Below are 20,165 nucleotides of genomic sequence, written 5' to 3'. Positions count from 1 at the left end.
GAGCAAGCGCGCTCCTGCAGGGGTTGGGGCTTTAAAAGGTGTAATCCGCCGTGACGAAGAACGAGCGCGGTTCGCCCATGATCCATTGCTGGCCGCTATTGTATTGGCTTACAGCGTACTGGCGGTTGAACAAATTATTCAGGCGCAGGCCCAGGGTGGTTTTTGGCAGCGCTTTCCAGCTGACAGTGGCGTCCACCACGGTGTAACTCGGCAGTACGACGGTGTTGGCAAGGTCGGCGTAACGCGAGTCCACATAACGCACCCCGGCCCCGGCATTCAGGTCATCGCTGATGGTTTTGCTCAACCACAGGTTGGCGGTGCGCCGCGGTACGTCGGTGGGGCGGTTGCCTTTGCGGGACACGCCTTCGTCATCGAACTTGTCGTATTCGGCCCGCACGAACGCGGCATTGGCCTGCAGCTGCCAGCGGTCCGGCAGTTGCAGATCGAGGCTGGCTTCAAGGCCGTTGGATGATTGCTGACCGACTTGCAGCGAGTTGCCCGGGTTGTTCGGATCAGGCGTCAGCAAGTCCTTTTTGACGATGTGATACGCGGCCAGGGTCCACTCACCGCGCTGGTCCCAGAACATTTGCTTGAAACCGACTTCGGTCTGGCGGGCGCGGGCCATGTCAAAGCCTTGCTCGGAGGGGTACAGGCTGATCAGCCCGGCTACGCCATCGACGCTGGTGGCCTGTTGCGCATACACCGACATGTCCGGCGTCAGTTCATACACCAGGCCGACTTTCCAGCTGTTGGCCGAGAGGCTGCGATCACTGCGGGTGTCTTCGATCAAGTCGTCGCGGTCCAGGTGCACGATGTCGCGCCGCACACCAGTGACCAGCGACAGCTGCTCGCTCAGTTGCGTGCGGTTTTCGGCAAACAGCGACACTTGCTGGGTGGTGGTCTTGAACTGGTCGCGGTAGGGCGAATTGCTTGTGAACTCGCCGCGATCCGGGTGGTTCATGTCAATCGGTGTACCGCCAGTCACTACATCCTTGTAAGGCGCATTGCTGTGCAGGTCGAAGTGGATACGGTTGTAGTCCGCGCCCACCAGGGTTTTGCTTTCAAGGCCGAACAGATCGTGGTCGAGGGTGAACGTCTGACGGTCACCGACCTGTTCCTGCTGGTGCTTGATGCTGTAGTAGCCACTGCGCATCAAGGTTTGTCGGTCCTGGTCCCAGGCATGGTTTTCAGCGTTTTGCCAGCGACGCTGGGCCTTGAGGTAATACAGTTCGTTGCTGGCAACCAGATCGTCGTTGATCTGCCACTCGCTGTTCAGGCGCGTCCACTGATCGTTGTAATGCAGCTTGGCGTCGCGCACGTTGTAGTTCTTGTCCCGCAGGCTCTTGTGATAACGGCCATTGATCAGGGGGACGCCGAAGTCGTTCTGCGGCTCCTGGTCGCCGTAGTCGTGGCTCAGGGTAAATGCCAGATCATCCCGGGCCTGCCAGCGCAGGGCGGCACTGATAAAGGTGCTTTCGGAGTCACCGTGGTCGATCCAGCCATTGCTTTGGATGTGGTTGAGGTTCAACCGGTAGCTCAGGGTATCGGTCAGCGAGCCGCCGCTGTCCAGGGCTTGCTGCTGGCTGTCGTAGGAGCCGTAGCCAACCCGCAGATGATTTTCGATTTCGCCGCTGAACGGTTTTTTCGGGATCACGTTGATCACCGCGCCGGTCGCGCCTTCGCCGTACAGCACTGATGCCGGGCCGCGCAGCACATCGATGCGCTCCACCGACCAGTCGTCCACCGGGAAGGTCACGGTGCCGGCGCCGCTGTACATGCGAATCCCGTCATACAACTGCATCACCGAGCCCTGGCCGACAAAACCCCGGGCCGAGTACGACGAGCCGCCGTTGCCCGGGGTAGCCGTGTTGGTGATACCGGTGGTACGAGTCACCGCGTCCTGGACACTGCGGTCGCCGCGGGCACGAATCCGTTCGCCGCTCAGGCTTTCGACGCTGGCCGGGGTTTCAAGGCTGTTGAGGTTCAGGCGTGAGCCGGCGCTGGTGGCAGTCTTGAGGTCGATGTGTTCGGCATCGACTTGCGGCGCGGTAATGTTCGCGGCCGGCAGCATCAGGGACGGGGCGGAGTCATCCGCGTGGGCGCTGTTGATCGCCAGCAGACAGAGGCTGGAAAAAAGGTACTTGTTCATCGGGGCAGTGAGTCGCTTATTTCAAGAGGTGTCCCCGCTGCCTCCTGGCGGCGGGTGATGGAGCTTAAAGGCTTTTGTTATACAGTAACAATAGTTTTTCTGCTTGATACTGGCTTGCCAGTATAGCCAGGGCTCTAGATCGCGCATCTCGGATGCTTCATGTTGTTTATGAGCGCAGCTCAAGTGGTGGCGTTTTGCGAAAAATCATCAGCAGGCGATCCAGCAACCACACCGCGATCAGCGAAGCGCCCACCAACGGAAAGGCAATGGCCAGTGCCAGGATAATCAGCACCCCGGTTTTCCAGGTCGGCAAATCGTGGCGCAGCGGCGGGACCCCCAGACGGCCCTGGGGACGGCGTTTCCACCAGATCACCAGAGCGCTGACCGAACTCAGCAGGATCATCAGGCACACCAGCAAAATCACGATCTGGTTGAAGGTGCCGAACAGCTTGCCTTCATGCAGCATCACGCTCATTTCGGTGGCGCGGGCGACGTTGCCGTATTGCTCCCAGCGCACATCGGCCAGTACCTGGCCGGTGTATTGATCGATATGCAGGGTGGCGTCGTTGCGCGGGTCGTCAGCGAACACGGCGATGGTGAATACGCCGGTGGCGGTGGTGGGCAAGGTGATGCTGTAGCCGGGTTCGACCTTGCGTGCAGTGGCCGTTTCAACCACCTGTTGCAGGCTGATGCCGGGGGCCGCCGGGCCGCTTGCGTGGGCGGCATGGGCCATGTGTTCAGCGTGGGCCCCGGAGACCGGCAGCGGGGTGTTTTCCATCGCCCAGGGTACGGTCTGGCGGGCAGGGGTGTTGAGGCTGCGGGCCTCGATATCTGACTGCGGCACGTTATTCCACATCGCCACCGGGAAGCGGTTCCACAGGTCGGCGTATTGCTTGCCCCACAAGCCGGTCCAGGTCATGCCGCTGAGCAGCATGAACAACAACAGGGCTGCGCCCCAGAAACCGGTGACAGCATGCAGGTCGCGCCACAACACGCGGCCGCGGCGGCTCAGGCGCGGCCATAAGATTCCGGCGGCCGATTGCCCGCGCGGCCACCACAGGTACAGGCCGGAAACCACCAGCACCACGCCCCAGCCGGCGGCGAGTTCCACCAGCCGGTCACCCACAGTGCCGATCATCAACTCCCCGTGTAGCGCCCGGGCCACGGCTTGCAGGTTGAACCTGGCATCCTGCTCGCCCAGCACTTCACCGCTGTACGGGTTGATGAACACGTTGAGCTGGCGCCCGTCATTGCTGACCACGAACTGGGCGCTGCGCTCGGGGTTGACCGCAGGCAGGTACTGGCTGATCCGGCCCTGTGGATAATCGAGGCGCACCCGCTGCAGTTGCTCGTCGGCACTGAGGCGGTGGTGGCCGGGGGTGACATTGAGCAGGTGGTCATACATCAAGGGATCGAGCTGGGGCTTGAACAGGTAAATGATCCCGGTCAGCGCCAGCAGAATCATGAAGGGGGCGACAAACAGCCCGGCATAGAAATGCCAGCGCCAGGCCAGGTTGTAGAAAGAGGGGGTTGGTCGGCTCATCGGGAGCGGCTCCGCAAGGTCATTATTCTCTTGAGCCCTGTGGGAGCTGGCAAGCCAGCTCCCACAGGGCAATCCGTTGTTGTCAGAAGCTCACATCAACCTTGGTCCACAAGGTGCGCCCCGGCTCGTTGATCGGGGTCGGGTCGTTTGCCGGGTAGCCGTAGCCGGCGTTGCCCGCCATGTTCAGGTGCTCGCTGTAGTTTTTATCCAGCAGGTTGTCGACGCCGGCACTGACCTTGAGGTTTTTGTTGATGCGGTACGCGCCGTTCAACGAGAACACGCCAAAACCGGCACTCTTGTCGTAGTCCTTGCCGACCACATTGCCGGCATTACGGTCGATGCGGTCTTGCGGTGCCACCAGCCGCCACAAGGCCCCGGCACTCCAGTCGTCCTGGCTGTAAGTGAGGCCCAGGCGGCTGTCCAGCGGTGGCATTTGCGGCAGTGCCTTGCCGTCCGTGGTGTTCTTGCCCCAGGCGTAGGCCAGGGTGGCGTCGGCTTTCCAGTGTGCAGTCAGCTGATACGCAGCACCCAGTTCGCCGCCCATGATCCGGGCGTTGATGTTTTGCGCCCGGGACGAACCCGAGTCGTAGTCGAACAGGATGTAATCGTGAACGACCCCGGCATAGGCCGAGACCCAGGCTTCGAGATCGCGGGTTTTGTATTGCAGGCCCACATCGAGCTGAGTGGTTTTTTCCGGCTTGATTGCATCGAAAGCGTTAACCGAGCCGGCCGGGCCTGAGGTCGGGGAGAACAGCTCCCAGTAATCCGGGAAACGTTCGGCGTGACCCAGGCCGGCATAGACCGTGGCCGGGCTGTCGGCCAGATCATGTTCGTAACGCACAAAGCCGCTGGGCAGTGTATCGGCGCGGGTTTTATCCAGGGTCGGGTTGGCTTTGCTCATCATCCCGGAGCCGATCCGGGCGCGGTAATCCTTGGCCGCGGCGCGGTCCAGGCGGGCTCCGGTAATGACCCGGTCACGCTCGGCGGCGTACCAGGTCAGTTCGCCAAAAGCACCGTAGTTATGGAAGTCGGCGTCCTTGCTCCAGTTCTGATCCTTATAGGTGTCGATGCCCATGCCGGAGCGTTTGCGGTGTTCGTTGGTCTGCGCATCGATACCGCTGATCAACTGGTAGTCGGCCCAGTGCCAGGTGGCCTTGATCCGTGCGCCGAGGGTGCGGCGGTCGACGTTGGAGGCCATGGGGCCGCTCATCATGCCGGTGCCCGACGGGGTACGCAGGCTGTAGTTGTCCATGACGTGGTCGGCATAGTTGTAGTAGACCTGTGCTTCGATCTTGTCGAGAACATCGCCGATATTTGATTTTTCGAAGCGCAGGCCCAGGCTTTCGCGCTGGTACTGGCTGCCGTCCATGCCGCGCCCGGCAGAGCGGGCTTGACCATCGCCCTTGCCGGCAGTGAGCTCCAGCAGGGTGTCCGGGTCCGGGGTCCAGCCCAGTGCTACATCGCCGTTCCACTTGTCATAGCGCGACGGCACGGTGTCGCCGTTGCCGTCCTTGTAGTCATCAGCGTGCGCGGTGTTGCCGATCACCCGCACGTAGCCCAGCGGGCCGCCGGCGGCGGCGTCGACGGTCTTGTCGAAGCGGCCGTTGGAACCGGCCAGGACACTGGCATTGACCCGGGTGCCCAGTTCGCCGAAATGCTCCGGTTCGCGCTCGAACAGGATGGTGCCGGCCGATGCCCCCGGGCCCCAGAGTACGGTTTGCGGGCCCTTGATCACGGTCAGCTGGTCGTAGGTTTCCGGCGAGATGTAGGACGTGGGGGCGTCCATGCGGCCGGGGCAGGCGCCGAGCATCATGCCGCCGTTGGTGAGAATGTTCAGGCGTGAACCGAACATGCCGCGCAATACCGGGTCGCCGTTGGTGCCACCGTTGCGGACCAGGGCGAAGCCGGGAATGGTCTTGAGGTAGTCGCCACCGTCACTGGCCGGCACCGGCTGGCGCGGGTCCTTGGGGTTGGTGACTATGGTCAGTGGCGAGCTGGGGGCGATGGCCGTGATCACCAGCGGGCTGATTTCGTTGGCGTGCTCTGCGTGTTCGTCGGCCATGACCGCAGGCGCGAACAATGCGCAGCACAGTGCGCTCAGGGCGAAAGGGAATACCGTTTGGGCGTGGGGCAAACGGGCGGCAACAGTAAAGCGGGACATAAACATTCCAATATTCAAGCGAATACAACACGGCCAGCGGCCTGCGGCTGTCTAAAGCAGCACTGGCAGGCGGGCCTGTGAATTTGTGGGGGCGGTGCTTAAAGGAATGCTGGCGGGGCGCGGGAGCGGGCGCCGGGGAAGACCGGTTGCCGGGCATGGCCCAGCAGGGTGGTCGCCGCCAGATAGTTGCCCGGAGGGGGGGCGCTATGGAGGGTCAGGGTCGGGGCGTTGGGCAGTGCCGGGCAACTGAACAGCAGGGTGCAATAGCCGCACTTTTCCCAAATCGCGTGGTGATCGGCGGACGGTTTGCCGTGCTCGCCGTGGTCTTGCATCGACATGCCGGCCGACATCGGCATCGTCATGTTCATGGAGGCGTGATGATCCATCGGCACCGCTTGGGAAATCAGCGGGCCGATAAAAATAATCAGCATGGCGAACAGGCTCAGCCAGCTGCCGCGAATCTGCGACATGGCGTGCCTGGCGCGAGGGGCGCCCACGGGGATCAGTGACCGTTAGTGGGTGTGCATGGCTTCCGTGCTGGCGGGCGGCGCCTGTTTCTGCACGTTCACATCAACCGTGATGGCACCGGCCTTTTCAAAGTGCAGGGTCATGGGGAAGTGTTTGCCGTCCTGCAGCAGACTGCGGTCTTTGAGGCCGAGCAGCATCACGTGGTACGCCATGGGCGCGAACGTGACGGTGCCGCCGGGGGCAACCTCGACGCTGGGCACCGGTTGCATCTTCATCAAGTCGCCCTGCATCACGTGCTGATGCAGCTCGGCTTTATCGGCAATGGGGGTGTCGACACTGACCAGGCGGTCGGCGCTGGTGCCGGTGTTGTGAATCACGAAATACGCGGCCACGGTCGGCGCATTGGGCGGTAACTGCTGGGACCACGGATGAGCGATTTGCAGCGTGCCGCTTTGGTATTCATGGGCGTTGGCGAAACAGGCAGGCAGCAGCAAAGCCGCCGCGATCAGGGCATTCTTGACCAGTGACAGGTTCAACATGGCAATTCTCCGGAACGATTCAAACGCAAAGTGGTTGCGAGGATGAATCAGGCCAGAGGGGAAGCGCGGGGGTTGAGGCTCGGCCATTGCTGGCGCGGGGTGGGGCGTTTGAGGTGATCGGGGACTTGGCTGTGGCCATGTTCGATGGCGGCGAAATACAGAGTCGGGATATGCGCCGGCAAAGCCACCAGCGGTGCCGCGCCCGAGCAGCACCAGCAATGCTGCATGTTCGAGTGATCGTCTTTGCGGCTGTCGCCGGCGTCAAGCTTGCCCAGTGACACGGCAACCATCTTGGTGCCGGTGGAGGTGCAAAAGCTGCTCCACATGAACTGTTCGCCCGCTTCTTGCCTTGCCCCGCCCATGGCTCCGGCCGTCGACATGGCGAGCATGTTGAACAGCACTGCGAAGCAGGCGATCCAGGCAAATGCAAAGCGTTGTCGGGACATGAACAATTCCATGAGTGATGGCATCAAGGCGGCTATTTAGCCTGAATGACCGACGTAAGTAAAAACACAGGCTGTGTGGCGAAATGTCGCGTCAGTGTAGTTCAGGCTGTCTTGGTTCTGGGGTTGAAAACTTACCCGTTCGCTGTGGGAGCTGGCTTGCCAGCGATGCAGGTGCCGCGCGCCGGCAAGCCGGCTCCCACAATGGCGCAGTAAACCCTGTAGGAGCGAGCTTGCTCGCGAGCTTTTTCAACGCTGCAAGCATGCGGGTTTTACAGCACAGCATTGGTCCATATTCACAAATAACTCTCCCGCTTCAGCGCCTGCAGCACTTCATCGCCGGTCAAAAATGCACGGTCAACCTCTGGCAACTGCGGGCGTTTGAGAATCAACACCGGAGTCCCGCGTTCGCGGGCGACTTCGAGCTTGGGCTCAGTGGCGCTGCTGCCGCTGTTTTTGCTGATCAGTACGTCGATGCGGCGTTGGGCGAACAGGGTGCGCTCATCTTCGATCACAAATGGCCCCCGGGCGCCGATCACTTCGCAACGGGCATTGCCGGGGTAAGTGTCCAGGGCGCGCAAAGTCCAGAACTGTCCTTCGGGGATTTCATGCAAATGCTCAAGCGGCTCGCGGCCCAGGGTGAACAGCGGGCGCTGAAACGGTTTTAGCGCCTCGACCAGTTCGGCCCAGTTCGCCACTTCGCGCCAGTTATCTCCGGCCTGGGGCTGCCAGGCCGGGCGGCGCAAGGCCCAGCACGGGATACCGGCGAGGGCGGCAGCGCTGACTGCGTTGTGGCTGATTTGTGCGGCGTAGGGGTGAGTGGCGTCGAGCAGCAAATCAATGCGCTGCTGGCGTATGTACTGTGCCAGCCCTTCGGCGCCGCCATAACCGCCAACCCGCACTTCACAGGGCAAGTCCGCGGGCACGCGGCCGACGCCGGCCAGGCTGTAAATGTGTTGCGGCCCCAGGCTGCGGGCCATGGCCAGCGCTTCAGTGACGCCGCCCAGCAACAGGATTCGTTTCATGCAAAGGCTCCGGCGTGACCGACTATCCCGCCTTGGCGGTCGATGGCAAACACTTCGACCTGCACCTGTGCCGGCACCACACTACGGGCGAAGTCGAGGGCGTGCTGGCACACCGCATCACCCAGGGCGATGCCCGCAGCACTGGCCATTGCCAGGGCTTGCTGGCTGGTATTGGCCTGGCGGATCGCCTCTTGCAACTCGCTGTCGGCACCGCTGGCGGCGGCCCATTCGGCCAGCTGCGGCAGGTCGATACTGGAGTGGCGGCTGTGCAAATCCATATGCCCGGCCGCCAGCTTGGTGATTTTTCCGAAGCCGCCGCAGAGGCTCAACTTATCCACAGGTACTTTGCGCAGATGCTTGAGTACGGCACCGACAAAGTCGCCCATTTCGATCAGGGCAATTTCCGGCAGGTTGTAGACCCGGCGCATGGTGTCTTCGCTGGCATTGCCGGTGCAGGCGGCGATGTGCAGGTAGCCGTTGGTCTTGGCCACATCGATGCCTTGATGGATCGAGGCTATGTAAGCCGCGCAGGAGAACGGGCGGACGATGCCGCTGGTGCCCAATATCGACAGACCACCCAGGATCCCCAGTCGCGGATTCATGGTTTTCAACGCCAGGGCCGCGCCGTCCTGGACGTTGACGGTGACGGTAAAGCCGCCGCTGTAGCCCAGTTCGGCTGCCAGCAGCAGCAGGTGTTCGGTGATCATTTTGCGCGGCACCGGGTTGATCGCCGGTTCCCCCACGGCCAGTACCAGACCCGGGCGGGTCACGGTGCCCACTCCGAGGCCGGCGACAAAGCCGATACCCGGTTCCGGCCTGAGACTCACTTGGGAGTAAAGCAGCGCGCCGTGGGTTACATCCGGGTCATCCCCGGCATCCTTGATGGTGCCGGCTTCGGCCCCCTGATCGCACAGGCGGCAGAACTCCAGGCGCATGGTGACGATCTTGCCTTTGGGCAAGGTGATGGCGACGGCGTCATGGCTGACCCCGCTGAGCAGCAGGCGCGCGGCGGCCAGGCTGGTGGCTGTGGCGCAGCTGCCGGTGGTCAGGCCGCTGCGCAGCGGCGCGGGTTGTTCGGCGGTTTCGTCACGCATCGAGAGGTTTGGTCACGTCTAAGAGGGTTATCGGCAAGGCCTGACGCCAGGTATCGAATTCCCCCAGCGGTTGCGCCTGGGCGATATGGATTCGGGTCAGTTCGCCACCGTGACGCTCGCGCCAGCTCATCAGCAGCATTTCGCTTTGCAGGGTGACGGCATTGGCCACCAGGCGCCCGCCGGGTTTGAGCTGTTGCCAGCAGGTGTCGAGCACCCCTTCGCGGGTCACGCCGCCGCCGATAAAGACCGCGTCCGGGCGCTCCAGCCCTTCAAGGGCTTGCGGAGCCTTGCCGCGGATCAGTTGCAGGCCGGGTACGCCCAGAGCATCGCGGTTGTGTTCGATCAATTGCTGGCGCCCGGCATCGGCTTCGATGGCCAGGGTGCGGCAACTGGGGTAAGTGCGCATCCATTCGATTCCGATCGAGCCGCTGCCGGCGCCCACGTCCCACAACAACTGCCCCGGCAACGGCGCCAGACGGGCCAGGGTAACGGCCCGTACATCGCGTTTGGTCAGTTGGCCGTCATGGCGGAACGCGCTGTCGGGCAGCCCGCCGCTTCGTGACAGCGGCCGGGTGTCGGTATCGGCCAGGCAGTCGATGGCGATCAGGTTGAGCGCCGCCACGGGCGGGTCGTTCCAGTCATCGGCACTGGCCTCGACTCGCCGCTCGGCCGGGCCGCCCAGATGCTCAAGTACCCTCAGGCGGCTCGGGCCAAAGCCGCGTTCACGCAGCAGGGCAGCAACGGCCGCCGGGCTGCTGGCGTCGTTGCTCAGCACCAGCAGGCGCACGCCGCTGTGCAGATGAGCATTGAGCGCGGCGACAGGCCGCGCCACCACCGACAGCGTCAGTACATCCTGCAAGGCCCAGCCCAGTCGGGCGGCGGCCAGCGAGAAAGATGACGGGGCAGACAGCACCTGCATTTCATCGCTGGCTACCACCCGGGCAAGACTGGCCCCCACACCGAACCACATGGGGTCGCCGCTGGCCAGCACGCACACCGGTGTACCGCGCAAGGCCAGGACCGGTGCCAGTGAGAACGGGCTCGGCCACGCCTGGCGTTCGGCGCGGATGCAGGCGGGCAGCAAGTCCAGCTGGCGCGGACCGCCAAACACGTTGCCGGCACTGAGCAGGGCGCGCCGGGCGTTTTTGCCCAGGCCGCTGAAGCCGTCTTCACCGATTCCCACAATTGTTAGCCAGGGCGACATGCCGATCCTCTTGGTAAACGCTGATTTTTCCATCCGCCAGCACTGTTGCAAGACGCGCCGGCAGGGCGCCCATGATAGCGCGCCTTGGGCTCTCGGCGCCTCGCCCATAAAGCGGGCGGGCGGGCTCTGTTGCAGGTAATGCTGCTTAAGGTTGCCCGCAGCGGGTATTCCGTCCGGCAAGCTTTTCATGCGGTCGCCCAAAGCAGGCATAATGCGCCACCTGCAACAGCCCATTGCCTGCCTGGATCGACCTTTGACCTTGCCACCTCAACTCCCTGTCATGACGCCCGTGCGCCCTACGGCTTGCCCGGGGTTGCTGCGTATCGTGCAGGCGCTGGACGGCGGGATTTGCCGGGTCAAGCTCGATGGTGGCTGCATCACCTCGATGCAGGCCCGTGCCGTGGCGGATGTGGCGCAGCGCTATGCCAGTGGCGTCATTGAAGCGACCAACCGTGGCAACCTGCAGATTCGCGGGGTCGGGGCGCAACATCGGGCTCTGGTTGAACCCTTGCTGGCGGCAGGTCTGGGGCCTGCGACGGCAGCGGGTGACGATGTGCGCAACCTGATGCTGAGCCCGGCTGCGGGTATCGACCCGCAGATGCGCATCGATACCCGGCCGCTGGCCGCAGAGCTGCTTGCCAGTCTGCAAAACACCCCGCGGCTGGCCGAGTTGTCAGCCAAGTTCGCGCTGCAACTGGACGCTGGCGAAGCCCTGGTGATGCTGGAGCACCCGCACGATCTGTGGCTATCGGTGATTGAGCTGGACGGTCAGTTGGTGATGGCTTTCGGTCTGGCCGGCTGCCCGGCGCACAACCCGGCATTGGCTGCGGTGCCGCTGGCACAGGCCCATGAACTGGTGATGGCGGTGCTGTTGCTGTTTCTCGATCTGGCCCGGCCTGAGCAAACCAGAATGCGGCATCTGCTTGAGGAAGTTGCCGTCGAGCACTTCATCGAGCAGTTACAGCAACGGCTCAGCGTAGGGTTGATCCCGCTGGCCATTGGGCCACGGGGTGTCGCGCCCGGGGTGAGGCATATCGGTACTTTTGCCCAGCGCCAGCAGGGCCGGGTGTATATCGGCGCGGTTCCCGGCCTGGGGCGTCTGGATGCCGCCATGCTCCGGGGGCTGGCGCAACTGGCTGACGAATCTGGTGACGGCACCCTGCGGTTCAGCCCCTGGCAAAGTGTGTTGCTGCCTGGGATCAAGACCAGCGATGCACCAGCTGTGACCCTCCAGTTAGAGGCGCTGGGTTTGTTGTGTGAGGCGGCGCAGCCGCTGGCCCATCTGGTGGCCTGCACTGGCTCCGAGGCGTGCGCGAAAGGCCTGGCGGACACCAAACAGGATGCCCGCCAGCTCGCTGCGGGTCTGCGCCAACCGCTGAATGTGCATCTGACCGGTTGCCGGCGTTCATGTGCGGCAGCCCATATTGCGCCGGTCACTCTGCTGGCCGTGGCGCCCGGTCATTACGACCTCTATTTACGTGCTCCAGAACAGCCGGGTTTCGGTGTTCTGCATGGGCGCAATCTTACTATTGAAGCGGCAGGCGCCTGGCTTGAGGCCCGCCAACGGAGCAACACCGATGATTGATTACATCCGCGATGGTCAAGAGATCTATCGCAACTCCTTCGCCATTATCCGGGCCGAAGCCAACCTCCAGAGCATCCCGGCAGACCTGGAAAAACTCGCAGTGCGGGTGATTCACGCCTGCGGCATGGTCGACGCCATCGAAGACCTGCGTTTTTCCCCCGGTGCGGGCAAGGCCGGGCGCGATGCGCTGGCCGCCGGCGCGCCGATTCTGTGCGATGCACGCATGGTGCTTGAAGGTGTGACGCGTACGCGTTTACCTGCCAATAACCAGGTGATTTGCACGCTCAAGGAAGAAGGCGTGGCCGAGATGGCGCTGGAGCAGGGCAACACCCGCTCGGCGGTGGCCCTGGAACTGTGGCGCCCGTATCTGGAAGGCAGCGTGGTGGTGATTGGCAATGCACCGACCGCGCTGTTTTACCTGCTGGAGATGATTGACGCCGGGGCACCGAAACCGGCCCTGATTCTGGGCTTCCCGGTAGGTTTTGTCGGGGCAGCAGAATCCAAGGCGATGCTGGCGGCAGACAGCCGTGGCGTGCCGTTTGTGATCATGCAGGGCCGCCGCGGCGGTAGCGCGATGGCTGCGGCAGCGGTCAACGCACTGGCCACGGAGATCGAATGATGACTCAACCTGGACGTTTGCTCGGTCTGGGCGTCGGTCCCGGCGATCCGGAGCTGATTACCGTTAAAGCCTTGCGCCTGCTGCGCGAATCGCCGGTGGTGGCGTACTTCGTGGCCAAAGGCAAAAAAGGCAACGCGTTCGGCATCATCGAAGCGCACCTGCAAGACGCGCAAACCTTGATGCCACTGGTGTACCCGGTGACCACCGAGGTGTTGCCCGAACCGCTGTCGTATGAACAAATCATCAGCGACTTCTACGATCAGGCGGCCGTAGAGGTTGCCGTGCATTTGCAGGCCGGCCGTGATGTGGCGGTGATCTGCGAAGGCGATCCGTTCTTCTATGGCTCCTACATGTACTTGCATGACCGTCTGGCCGAGCGCTTTGAAGCGCAAGTGGTGCCGGGGGTGTGCTCGATGCTGGGCGGCGCTTCGGTGCTCGGCGTGCCGCTGGTGTATCGCAATCAGAGCCTGTCGGTGCTGTCGGGGGTGCTGCCCCACGATGAACTCAAGCGGCGTCTGGCCGATGCCGACGCTGCCGTGATCATGAAGCTGGGGCGCAACTTTCATAAAGTGCGCGAGGTTCTGGGGGAGCTGGGGCTGGCCGAGCGTGCGCTGTACGTCGAGCGCGCGACCATGAGCAACCAGAAAATCGTCCCGCTCAATGAAGTGGAGCCGATGTCGTCGCCTTATTTCTCGTTGATCATCGTGCCCGGCGAACGGTGGCAAGGTTGAGTCGCCCGGCCCCGGCCATTGTGATTCTGGGCAATGGCAGCCTGGCAACGGCCCGGCGCATCCAGCAGCTTTACCCTCAGGCGTTGATTTACGGCCTGGCCGGGCGGGTTGACGCGCCAGACCGCAGCTACAGCGATTTTGGCGCGACCCTGCGCCAGCTGTATCAGCAAGACACGCCGATTATTGCGCTGTGCGCCGCCGGGATTGTGATTCGCACCCTGGCTCCGCTGCTGCTGGAGAAAGGCGCCGAGCCGCCGGTGCTGGCCGTGGCCGAAGACGCCAGCGCGGTGGTTCCGCTGCTGGGAGGTCTGGGGGGGGTGAATGACATGGCGCGGGAAATCGCTGCCGGTCTGCAGGTTGCCCCGGCCATCACCACCAGCGGCGAATTGCGTTTTGGCACCTGCCTGCTGAACCCGCCGAGGGGCTATGCCCTGGGCGACCTGGAGGTGGGCAAACGCTTTGTCTCGGATTTGCTCGCGGGCGAGTCAGTGCGTATCGAAGGCGATGCGCCCTGGCTGGCCGGTGCACAACTGCCTGAAAACCCGCAGGCGCGGCTGGCGATCTGCGTCAGCAGTGCCGAGCGTGAACCCGCGGCCAATGAACTGCTGATCTACCCGCGCAATGTTGTAGCCCGGGTCAGCTCCGTTGTTGCAGCGCAGGGGATCCGTGAGGCGTTGCATGCAGTGAAGCTGGCCTGGCAATCGCTGGCCTGCATCGTTGCCGACGACACCTTGATGGCGAGCCCGCAACTGCGTGAGGCGGCGGCTGAGCTGGCTGTGCCGCTACGCTTCGTGAGTGCCGAGGAGCAGGCGCTACCTTTGGCCTGGCACGAGTCGGGCAGTGGTTTGGCCCTGGGGGTCGCTTCGGTTCCTCTGGACCCGCAACAGATCGGCAGGGCCCGGGGGCGGTTGGCAGTCATCGGCCTTGGCCCCGGCGCTGCAGAATTGATGGTGCCTGCGGTCAAGGCCGAACTGGCGCGGGCCAATGACGTGCTGGGTTACGAAACCTATGTGCGGATGGCCGGACCGTTTCGCGACGATCAAGTGCTGCACTGCACCGATAATCGTGAAGAAATGCAGCGCGCGCGGCATGCCTTTGAACTGGCGGCCAGTGGTCGCTCGGTGGTGGTGGTGTCTTCGGGTGATCCGGGGGTTTTTGCCATGGCCGCCGCCGTGCTTGAAGCCTTGCATGAGTCTGGTGATGCGCAGTGGCACAACGTCGACCTGGAAATCCTGCCCGGGGTTTCGGCATCGCTGGCTACCGCCGCGCAGGCCGGTGCGCCATTGGGGCATGACTTCTGCGTGATGTCGCTGTCGGACAACCTCAAGCCGTGGAGCATCATCGAAAAGCGTCTGGACCTTGCTTGCGAGGCGGATCTGGCGCTGGCGTTCTACAACCCGATTTCCCGCTCACGGCCCTGGCAGCTGGGGGTTGCGCTGGAAATCGTGGCCCGGCACCGCAGCCCACAGACGCCGGTGGTGCTGGGGCGCGACATTGGCCGCCCGGGCCAGACATTGCGGACTATCACTTTGGGCGCGTTGACTGCGGATCAGGTGGATATGCGCACCATGGTGCTGATTGGCTCGTCTACCACCTGCACCTTCCCGCGTGCCGACGGCACAGAGTGGGTGTACACGCCACGCTGGTACGGCGAAAAGCCCTGACGGGCAGCATGGCCCCGCAATGGGGCCATGCTCTGTAATCGCTGACGGGGCGCGGGAGGTCAGGGCACTAGATACCCGCGGATTCCGGTGAAGATGATCTGCGCCGCTAGCGCACAAACGAACAGGCCCATCAGGCGGCTGACGATCTGCAGGCCCTGGTCACCCAGAATCCGCTCGATCCTGTTGGACAGGTACAACACTACGCCGACGGTCAGGCTGGCCAGGGTAATGCTGACTATCGCCATCAGCTTGTCATCCCAGTGCGGCTGGCTGACCCCCATGACCAGCAGGGCACCGATGGTGCCCGGTCCGACCGTCAACGGAATGGTCAGCGGCACTATGGTGACATCCTGCTGCACGTTGTCGGTTTGCACGGCCGATTTGCCCTGGGCCATGCCCAGTGCCGAGATGAACAGCACGCTGCCGGCGCCGATGCGGAAGGCGTCGACGGTAATCCCGAAAACACTGAAGATCGCCCGCCCGAACAGGTAGAGCAAGACGCTGGATATCAAGGTGGCCAGCGCCACTTTCCAGGCGAGACGACGGCGCTCTTTGTTGGAGTAGCCACGGGTCAGGCTGATAAAGCATGAGAGCACGAAGAACGGGCTGTAGAGCACCAGCATCTTCAAATACACACTGAACAATACATGGAGCATGGTCTGAGCTCACACCGAAGAAAGGCGACGAAAGTCTATCAGGCCGCCGGCAGTCTGTCGGCCAGCGTAGGGCCCTAGGAATGCTGCGCCTGGGATTCACGCAACTCCCGTTGCGCCACCCAATATTCCACCAGCTCGCGCAGTTGCGACAACTCGACCGGCTTGGCCATGTGTCCGTCCATGCCGGCCTGGCGCGCCCGTTCTTTGTGCTCCTCCAGGATGTGTGCGGTCAACGCCACCACCGGGGTGCGGATACGTTGATGGCTGACTTCCCAGGCGCGTAATTGCTCAGTGGCCGAGAAGCCGTCCATTACCGGCATTTCGCAATCCATCAATACCAGGTCATAACGCTGCGCTTTCATGGCCTTCAAGGCCTCTTCGCCGTTACAGGCCGTGTCGGGCTGCAAATTGAGCTTGCCCAGCATGCCGCGAATGACCTTGGTGGAAATACTGTTGTCTTCGGCAACCAGGATGCGGAAGTCGCCAGGCACCGTCACCGCTGTTGGCGGGCCATTGGCCGGGAGCTGCGCAGAGACCTGGCCTTTGTTGCGCTGGGTCAGTTCATCGGCCAGGGTGGTTTTCAGGGTATAGCCCGCCACCGGTTTGGCCAGAATGCGCTTGATCCCGCAGTTGCGGGCAATGATCTTGCTCGGGGCGTTGCTGATGCCGGTCAGCATCACCAGCAGGATGTCGTGGTTCAGGCTCGGGTCTTCTTTGATCTTGGCCGCCAGTTGCATGCCCGTCATGCCCGGCATGTTCTGGTCCAGCAGCACAATGTCGAAGTAGTCGCGCAGATGCGCCTTGGTGCGTAACAGGGCCAGGGCTTCTTTGCCCGAGGCCGCCGCGCTGACACTCAAACCCCAGGCCGAGCATTGCTGTACCAGCACTTTGCGGCAGGTGTCGTTGTCATCGACCACCAGTACCCGTGCACCCTTGAGCGGGCTGTCCAGGTCGGAGGTCGGGTGCTCGAGGTGTTGCGGGTCCAGGGGCAGGGTCAGCCATAGATTGCTGCCCCTGGTTTGCCCCGGCTTTATGCCGAACTCACCGCCCATCAAGCTGATCAGCTGGCGGGCGATGACCAGCCCCAGGTGACCGCCCAGGCGGGTAGCGGCGAGGAAGTTCTTGCTGTGCAGTTCGGCACTGAGCAGGGCTTCGCGCTCCTGTTCATCCATCGGCTGGCCGGAGTCCTGGATGGCGATGCGCAACCGTGGCGGCTGAGTGCGCTCTTCCAGTGCCACGACAATCAATATCTCGCCTTCGACGGTTTTCTTCAGCGCGCTTTCGAGCAGGCTCAGCAGGGTCTGGCGCAGGCGGGTGGGGTCACCGCTGATGACCCTCGGGACCTGTGGCTGAATGAAACTGATGAGTTCGACGTTTTGCTGTTCGGCTTTGGTGCGGAAGATATTCAGGCAGTCTTCGATCAGGGCATTGAGGTCGAACTGCACATCGTCCAGTTCGATCTGGCCCGACTCGAGCCTGGAAATATCGAGAATTTCATTAATGAGCGTCAGCAGTTCATTGCCGGCGCTGTGGATGGTCTGTACGTAGTCACGTTGTTTGACCGACAGTGGTGTCCCCAGCAGCAGTTCAGTCATGCCCAGTACCCCGTTCATCGGGGTGCGAATTTCATGGCTGATCTTGGCCAGGAATTCGGCTTTGGCATTCACTTCGGCGTTACTGGCGGCCAGGTCACGGCTGATGCTGAATTGGTCCTCGGCGATGCTGCGAGCGCGTTCGCTCAGGGCGATGCTCATCAGCAGGCCGCAGATACAGACCACCGCCATCAAGGCCAGGATCAGTTCCTGGGGCGCGATCAGGGTCAGGCCCAGGAGCGTCGGGAGAATGACCAGGGTGCCGATGTTGAACACAATCATGGCCACCACGAACAGGCGGGCAGGGCGGTAGCCTTGCTGCAAGTGGTGAACCGAGACCAGCAGGATGCTCATGCTTGCAAGCCCGACCAGGCCATAGGTCATCACGTTTAACGGCAGGGTGTCGAAGAACAGCACCAGCAGGCCGCCGATACAGATAATCAGGGTGTTGAGCAGCAACAGTTTCTGCAACCTGTGGGCGCTGCGGGCGCCGAAGAAACTGTAGGTGAACATCAACCCGCAAGGCGCCGTCAGTATCAGCGCCAGATAGGCCCCGGGTGGGTGGGCGCTGTGCCACTCGGGAAACCAGGGCCCCAGCAGATTCAAGAACAGCGCCGAGCTGATCAGGAGCAAGGCTTCGCAGGCAGCGAGCCACAGGCTGCTGACTGAGCGGGTGAAAGCAAAGCGGATCAGGTTGTGCAGCACCAGCATTGCCAGGCAGCCGAGCAACAGCCCGTAGAGCAGGGTCATGCCCTGGTTGGCGGCGAGTATGACGGCGGAATCGAGGGTAATGTGCGGGCGCAGTTGATGCTCCGAAACCAGGCGCAGATACACATCCAGCTCTTGAGAGCTTTGGGGCAAGGGCAGCAGGTAGTCGCTGCTGGACAGCGGTTTGTCGGACGTCGGCAATGTACTGCCGGCGCTGGTTTCGCTGATCAGTTTTTTGCCGTCGAGAACGTACAGGTCAAGACGTGCAAGATCCGGGGCGAAGACTCGCAAAATCTGTTCATGCTTGTTGGGCTGCAGCCGGAATCGCAACCATAACGCCTCATCGGGGTTGGCTGCGGTCAGCTCTTCGAGCTCGATTGGGCTGAATTGATTGCTTAAGCGGGGGGAACTGACATCGCTCAGTTGCAGGTCGCCACTATGGTCCAGAAGGACAGACCAAAGGTTGCCTTGGGCCGCCTGCACCGGCGTTAAATAGAGCAAAGCAGTCAGTAGACTGACGGTAATACCTATGGCGATCCTAAGCCAGCGCACGCTGAAATCCCTTCGTATATTGAAGCCTGATGGTAACTATGCGCGGCGCTGGAATAGTTAGGCAAGGGTTTGATCCCTTGCCTGTCCATATGGGTTACCTATTCCTGGGTTTCGCCGCGCTCGCGTGCAATGGCCCGGTAGCCAATGTCGTTGCGGTAGAAGCAACCATCCCATTCGATGGTTTTGGCCAGTGCATAAGCCTGTTCTTGAGCTGCTGCAACGGTGTCACCCATGGCGGTCGCGCACAGTACACGGCCACCGGCCGTCACCACTTCGCCAGCGGCATTGAGGGCGGTGCCGGCGTGGAACACCTTGCCTTCCAGTTTGGCTGCAGCATCCAGACCATGGATCACTGCACCCTTGGCGTAGTCGCCAGGGTAGCCGCCTGCAGCCAGGACGATGCCCAGGCTCGGGCGCGGGTCCCATTGTGCTTCTACCTTGTCCAGCGCCTGGGCCAGAGCAGCCTCTACCAGCAGCACCAGGCTCGACTGCAGGCGCAGCATCACCGGTTGGGTTTCCGGATCGCCGAAACGGCAGTTGAACTCGATGACTTTAGGGTTGCCGGCTTTGTCGATCATCAGGCCTGCGTACAGGAACCCGGTGTAGACGTTGCCTTCTTCGGCCATGCCGCGCACGGTTGGCCAGATAACCAGATCCATCACGCGCTGGTGCACTTGCGCAGTGACCACTGGCGCCGGGGAGTAAGCGCCCATACCGCCGGTGTTGGGGCCGGTATCGGCATCGCCGACGCGTTTGTGGTCCTGGCTGGTGGCCATCGGCAACACGTTCTTGCCGTCGACCATCACGATGAAGCTGGCTTCTTCGCCATCGAGGAACTCCTCGATAACGACGCGCGAACCGGCTTCGCCGAATGCGTTGCCCGCGAGCATGTCGCGCACGGCATCTTCGGCTTCAGTCAGGGTCATGGCGACGATTACGCCTTTGCCTGCTGCCAGGCCGTCAGCCTTGATCACGATAGGGGCGCCGACTTTTTGCAGGTACGCCAGCGCCGGCTCGATTTCAGTGAAGTTCTGATAGTCGGCGGTCGGGATCTTGTGGCGTGCCAGGAAATCCTTGGTGAAAGCCTTGGAGCCTTCGAGCTGGGCAGCGCCGGCAGTCGGGCCGAAGCAATCCAGGCCGCGGGCGCGGAACAGATCGACCACACCGGCTACCAGTGGAACTTCAGGGCCAACGATGGTCAGCGAGACATTTTTCTCGGCGAAATCTGCAAGTTGCTCAAGGGCCAGCACGTCGATAGCAACGTTCTCGCACTTGGCTTCAATGGCGGTGCCGGCGTTGCCCGGGGCAACGAATACTTTGGCGACACGCGGGTCCTGAGCTACTTTCCAGGCCAGTGCGTGTTCGCGGCCACCGCTGCCAATGATCAAAACATTCATTTCAAAAACCTCGGATGACGCTGAATTCTGGGAAA

At 62.5% G+C, this 20,165-nt stretch carries 16 protein-coding genes; 4 read left to right on the top strand and 12 right to left on the bottom strand.

The window, feature by feature from the left end:
* Positions 1-31: 31 nt before the first annotated feature.
* The 9 genes from JQ848_RS20145 to cbiE all read right to left on the bottom strand — a co-directional run bounded on the left by JQ848_RS20145 (position 32) and on the right by cbiE (position 10,626).
* Positions 32-2,149 carry a TonB-dependent receptor gene (locus JQ848_RS20145; RefSeq protein WP_202211071.1) on the bottom strand — a complete coding sequence of 706 codons (2,118 nt, stop codon included), beginning with the start codon at positions 2,147-2,149 and terminating at the stop codon, positions 32-34.
* 166 nt (positions 2,150-2,315) lie between these two features.
* Entirely contained in the window at positions 2,316-3,692 is a 1,377-nt protein-coding gene (locus JQ848_RS20140; protein WP_010656238.1) for a PepSY-associated TM helix domain-containing protein, read from the bottom strand.
* A gap of 82 nt (positions 3,693-3,774) precedes the next feature.
* Entirely contained in the window at positions 3,775-5,853 is a 2,079-nt protein-coding gene (locus JQ848_RS20135; protein ID WP_029612517.1) for a TonB-dependent copper receptor, read from the bottom strand.
* Positions 5,854-5,951: 98 nt separating this feature from the next.
* The gene (locus tag JQ848_RS20130) at positions 5,952-6,323 is read right to left on the bottom strand and encodes a DUF2946 domain-containing protein (RefSeq protein WP_202211070.1); all 372 of its coding nucleotides are present in this window, start codon (positions 6,321-6,323) and stop codon (positions 5,952-5,954) included.
* Positions 6,324-6,365: 42 nt separating this feature from the next.
* A complete protein-coding gene (locus JQ848_RS20125) occupies positions 6,366-6,860 on the bottom strand; it encodes a copper chaperone PCu(A)C (protein ID WP_003439177.1) in 495 nt (164 codons plus the stop codon).
* A gap of 47 nt (positions 6,861-6,907) precedes the next feature.
* Positions 6,908-7,306 carry a DUF2946 domain-containing protein gene (locus JQ848_RS20120; RefSeq protein ID WP_003439179.1) on the bottom strand — a complete coding sequence of 133 codons (399 nt, stop codon included), beginning with the start codon at positions 7,304-7,306 and terminating at the stop codon, positions 6,908-6,910.
* Between the two features lie 293 nt (positions 7,307-7,599).
* Entirely contained in the window at positions 7,600-8,328 is a 729-nt protein-coding gene (locus JQ848_RS20115; RefSeq protein WP_202211069.1) for a cobalt-precorrin-6A reductase, read from the bottom strand.
* Entirely contained in the window at positions 8,325-9,422 is a 1,098-nt protein-coding gene (locus JQ848_RS20110) for a cobalt-precorrin-5B (C(1))-methyltransferase (RefSeq protein WP_202211068.1), read from the bottom strand. Before JQ848_RS20110 ends, JQ848_RS20115 begins: the two co-directional genes overlap by 4 nt.
* Positions 9,415-10,626, bottom strand: a complete 1,212-nt coding sequence (gene cbiE / locus JQ848_RS20105; protein WP_202211067.1) for a precorrin-6y C5,15-methyltransferase (decarboxylating) subunit CbiE — start codon at positions 10,624-10,626, stop codon at positions 9,415-9,417. Before cbiE ends, JQ848_RS20110 begins: the two co-directional genes overlap by 8 nt.
* Positions 10,627-10,906: 280 nt before the next feature.
* Here cbiE and cobG point away from each other — a divergent pair, with 280 nt between their 5' ends.
* The 4 genes from cobG to cobJ are packed head-to-tail and all read left to right on the top strand — an operon-like array spanning position 10,907 to position 15,225.
* Positions 10,907-12,211, top strand: a complete 1,305-nt coding sequence (gene cobG, locus JQ848_RS20100) for a precorrin-3B synthase (RefSeq protein WP_328821706.1) — start codon at positions 10,907-10,909, stop codon at positions 12,209-12,211.
* Positions 12,204-12,830 (top strand): precorrin-8X methylmutase, encoded by a 627-nt coding sequence (locus JQ848_RS20095; RefSeq protein ID WP_160626272.1) that lies wholly within the window; start codon positions 12,204-12,206, stop codon positions 12,828-12,830. Before cobG ends, JQ848_RS20095 begins: the two co-directional genes overlap by 8 nt.
* A complete protein-coding gene (locus JQ848_RS20090) occupies positions 12,827-13,561 on the top strand; it encodes a precorrin-2 C(20)-methyltransferase (protein WP_177412922.1) in 735 nt (244 codons plus the stop codon). Before JQ848_RS20095 ends, JQ848_RS20090 begins: the two co-directional genes overlap by 4 nt.
* Complete coding sequence (gene cobJ / locus JQ848_RS20085; RefSeq protein ID WP_202211065.1) at positions 13,558-15,225, top strand: precorrin-3B C(17)-methyltransferase; 1,668 nt, start codon at positions 13,558-13,560, stop codon at positions 15,223-15,225. The genes JQ848_RS20090 and cobJ overlap by 4 nt, the downstream gene beginning before the upstream one ends.
* A 59-nt stretch (positions 15,226-15,284) precedes the next feature.
* Here cobJ and JQ848_RS20080 read toward each other — a convergent pair whose 3' ends face one another.
* The 3 genes from JQ848_RS20080 to purD form a co-directional block, all read right to left on the bottom strand.
* A complete protein-coding gene (locus JQ848_RS20080) occupies positions 15,285-15,881 on the bottom strand; it encodes a MarC family protein (protein ID WP_003439201.1) in 597 nt (198 codons plus the stop codon).
* Positions 15,882-15,955: 74 nt separating this feature from the next.
* Positions 15,956-18,733: a hybrid sensor histidine kinase/response regulator gene (locus JQ848_RS20075; protein ID WP_202211064.1), complete on the bottom strand. Its 2,778-nt coding sequence runs from the start codon at positions 18,731-18,733 to the stop codon at positions 15,956-15,958.
* A 98-nt stretch (positions 18,734-18,831) separates the two neighbouring features.
* Complete coding sequence (purD, locus tag JQ848_RS20070) at positions 18,832-20,130, bottom strand: phosphoribosylamine--glycine ligase (RefSeq protein ID WP_003439206.1); 1,299 nt, start codon at positions 20,128-20,130, stop codon at positions 18,832-18,834.
* Positions 20,131-20,165: the final 35 nt, after the last annotated feature.

This window comes from Pseudomonas paraversuta (genome assembly GCF_904067025.1).
Taxonomy (GTDB): Bacteria; Pseudomonadota; Gammaproteobacteria; order Pseudomonadales; family Pseudomonadaceae; genus Aquipseudomonas; species Aquipseudomonas paraversuta.
This window is presented reverse-complemented; position numbering and strand designations above follow the sequence as displayed.

Bases quoted from the DNA above. Each gene is read 5' to 3' on its own strand.
- JQ848_RS20145 (WP_202211071.1), bottom strand. From the start codon at position 2,149: ATGAACAAGTACCTTTTTTCCAGCCTCTGTCTGCTGGCGATCAACAGC.
- JQ848_RS20140 (WP_010656238.1), bottom strand. From the start codon at position 3,692: ATGAGCCGACCAACCCCCTCTTTCTACAACCTGGCCTGGCGCTGGCAT.
- JQ848_RS20135 (WP_029612517.1), bottom strand. From the start codon at position 5,853: ATGTCCCGCTTTACTGTTGCCGCCCGTTTGCCCCACGCCCAAACGGTA.
- JQ848_RS20130 (WP_202211070.1), bottom strand. From the start codon at position 6,323: ATGTCGCAGATTCGCGGCAGCTGGCTGAGCCTGTTCGCCATGCTGATT.
- JQ848_RS20125 (WP_003439177.1), bottom strand. From the start codon at position 6,860: ATGTTGAACCTGTCACTGGTCAAGAATGCCCTGATCGCGGCGGCTTTG.
- JQ848_RS20120 (WP_003439179.1), bottom strand. From the start codon at position 7,306: ATGTCCCGACAACGCTTTGCATTTGCCTGGATCGCCTGCTTCGCAGTG.
- JQ848_RS20115 (WP_202211069.1), bottom strand. From the start codon at position 8,328: ATGAAACGAATCCTGTTGCTGGGCGGCGTCACTGAAGCGCTGGCCATG.
- JQ848_RS20110 (WP_202211068.1), bottom strand. From the start codon at position 9,422: ATGCGTGACGAAACCGCCGAACAACCCGCGCCGCTGCGCAGCGGCCTG.
- cbiE (WP_202211067.1), bottom strand. From the start codon at position 10,626: ATGTCGCCCTGGCTAACAATTGTGGGAATCGGTGAAGACGGCTTCAGC.
- cobG (WP_328821706.1), top strand. From the start codon at position 10,907: ATGACGCCCGTGCGCCCTACGGCTTGCCCGGGGTTGCTGCGTATCGTG.
- JQ848_RS20095 (WP_160626272.1), top strand. From the start codon at position 12,204: ATGATTGATTACATCCGCGATGGTCAAGAGATCTATCGCAACTCCTTC.
- JQ848_RS20090 (WP_177412922.1), top strand. From the start codon at position 12,827: ATGATGACTCAACCTGGACGTTTGCTCGGTCTGGGCGTCGGTCCCGGC.
- JQ848_RS20080 (WP_003439201.1), bottom strand. From the start codon at position 15,881: ATGCTCCATGTATTGTTCAGTGTGTATTTGAAGATGCTGGTGCTCTAC.
- purD (WP_003439206.1), bottom strand. From the start codon at position 20,130: ATGAATGTTTTGATCATTGGCAGCGGTGGCCGCGAACACGCACTGGCC.